The following is a 2,263-nucleotide window of genomic DNA, read 5'->3' as shown; positions in this document are numbered from 1 at the left end:
ACGAGGCTCCCGCCTCAATCCAGTAACTGTGTTGCACTCAGCTCCTGCAACCGCCATAATAAAGCCGAAATGAACGAGGTTTGGACGTCTTGGCTCAATGCGGAAACCCTACCGGCTCGAGCTACCATCGGCGTGTCTGATTTGGGTGACAATATTCTCGTTGAAGTCGTTGTAACTGCAGCTAAGTGCCAATAATGAATTCCACCCCATTCTAACTGCAGCGCTTCGCACTGCCGTTGAGAGAGCAATCATGAGTTCGACCGATAAGCATGTTGGAGTCATCGGAGCGGGAGTCGTCGGTGTTTGCACTGCGTTGATGCTTCAGCGTCGTGGTTTCAAAGTCACGATAATTGATCCAGATCCGCCAGGTGAAGGCGCGTCGTTCGGTAACGCTGGCTGCTTCAATGGATCATCTGTTGTTCCCATGTCTATGCCCGGGATGATTAAAAATGTCCCAAGCTGGCTCCTAGATCCGATGGGCCCACTTGCCGTTCGTTTCAACTACTTGCCAAATATAACACCTTGGCTTGTCAGATTTCTGCTCGCGGGTAAGCGCGCTAAAGTTTGGGAACAGTCCCAGGCGCTTAGAAGCCTCATCGGTTCTACCGTTCCTTTGATTAAGTCGTTGGCGAAAGAGGCGGGTGCTGAGCATCTTCTGCGACACGAAGGGCACCTCTATGTGTATCGATCCGAATCGGCCTTTGTCAAAGATCGCGGTGGTTGGGAGCTCAGGAACGCCAACGGAATATCAACTCAGACTTTGAGTGCCGAAGAGCTACGTGAGTTTGATCCAAGCATTTCCAGCGCTTATACCAAAGGCGTCCTTATTGCGGAAAACTCGCACACGACAAATCCACATGAGCTAGTAACTTCAATTTTTCGAAAAGTTCTAGAAAATGGCGGTCAATTTCTGTCCGCTCGTGCGACTGGCTTTGCTCTAAACGGGGAACAGTTAATAGGAATTGAAACCACCTCTGGCGTGGTGTCAGTTGACGCTGCGGTAGTCGCAGCCGGTGCACACTCCAAACCGCTCACTGAAATCCTGGGGGATAACATTCCGCTTGATACTGAGCGCGGTTACCATCTTCTCATTCGTGATCCTCTTGTGGTGCCCAAAATACCTACCACGGACGCCGAGGGAAAATTCATTGCTACACCAATGGATACCGGTTTGCGGATCGGGGGAACTGTGGAGTTTGCAGGGCTGCAGGCCCCACCCAATTGGAAGCGTGCGGACGTGCTGTATATGCATGCGCGAAATCTTTTTCCAGGGCTTTCTTCGACTAGACCGGAAAAAAATATTACCAAGTGGATGGGGTTCCGTCCGAGCATCCCCGATTCATTACCGGTAATCGGTCATTCCCGACGTTGCCAAAATGTCATCTATGCGTTTGGCCATGGGCACTTAGGAATGACGGGAGCGCCGATGACAGCGATGTTGGTTTCTGACCTTGTGGCAGGCGAAAAGACAACAATTGATATCTCACCTTTCTCACCTGCTCGCTTCAATCTGTTTGGAAGGATTCAGTCCCACCAAATGTATTGAGTTCCTCGTCTGCTCCGAGTCGGTGAAAGGTTAACTGTTTACGAAACATGAGGCATTCATGACTGATATTACAATTGTTAATACGAATAGCGCGCCTCAGCCTTTGGGGCATTACAGTCAGGCGGTCAAGGGTGGGGGGTTAATTCATATATCTGGCCAACTCCCCATAAAAGTTGATGCCCAAGGTATCTATGAAGCAGCTCCTTTTGCGGAGCAGGTTGACCAAGTACTGGGCAATCTTCTTGCGATTCTAAATGCGGCAGGTGCTAGCCCAGATAATGTGCTGAAGGTAACGGCTTATATTGTTGGGGTGGATCAGTGGGGTGTTTTCAACGCTGCATTTTCGAGAGCGTTTGGAAGCGCGAAACCTGCCCGCTCTGTAGTGCCCGTTCCAGAATTACACCATGGCTTCCTCATCGAACTGGACGCCGTTGCAATTGATCCGTCAAACCATATTTACAAATAGTCAAAAGCGGTGGAAGAGATGATTATTCCGACGATTCAAGACATGCTTGAAGCACGGGAACGGATCGCCCCGTATGTGCATAAGACTCCAGTTCTCACATCACGCTTTATCAACGATCTGGTAGGCGCAGAGCTGTTTTTTAAGTGCGAGAATTTGCAAAAAGCGGGAGCCTTCAAAGCTCGCGGTGCCTCGAATGCAGGGCGGCCGCGAAAACTGAGTGCAACACCTGACCTTTCCGGTACCGTGCTGCC

General features: G+C 50.4%; 4 protein-coding genes. All 4 read left to right on the top strand.

The features are described 5' to 3' along the window. Positions 1–69 precede the first annotated feature (69 nt). Positions 70–195, top strand: a complete 126-nt coding sequence (locus tag MJ643_RS31610; protein ID WP_104882137.1) for a Rid family hydrolase — start codon at positions 70–72, stop codon at positions 193–195. 55 nt (positions 196–250) lie between these two features. Continuing rightward, entirely contained in the window at positions 251–1,546 is a 1,296-nt protein-coding gene (locus MJ643_RS30235) for an FAD-binding oxidoreductase (RefSeq protein WP_104882138.1), read from the top strand. Between the two features lie 58 nt (positions 1,547–1,604). Further along, entirely contained in the window at positions 1,605–2,012 is a 408-nt protein-coding gene (locus MJ643_RS30230) for a RidA family protein (RefSeq protein WP_218277891.1), read from the top strand. Between the two features lie 18 nt (positions 2,013–2,030). After that, positions 2,031–2,263, top strand: a 233-nt coding sequence (locus MJ643_RS30225) for a pyridoxal-phosphate dependent enzyme (RefSeq protein WP_348773348.1), incomplete at its 3' end; no start/stop codon positions are given.

The sequence above is a fragment of the Pseudomonas sp. PNPG3 genome, from assembly GCF_023093815.1.
Lineage (GTDB): Bacteria > Pseudomonadota > Gammaproteobacteria > Pseudomonadales > Pseudomonadaceae > Aquipseudomonas > Aquipseudomonas asiatica.
The sequence above is the reverse complement of the archived record's forward strand: the minus strand, read 5'-3'. Positions and strand labels throughout refer to the sequence as shown.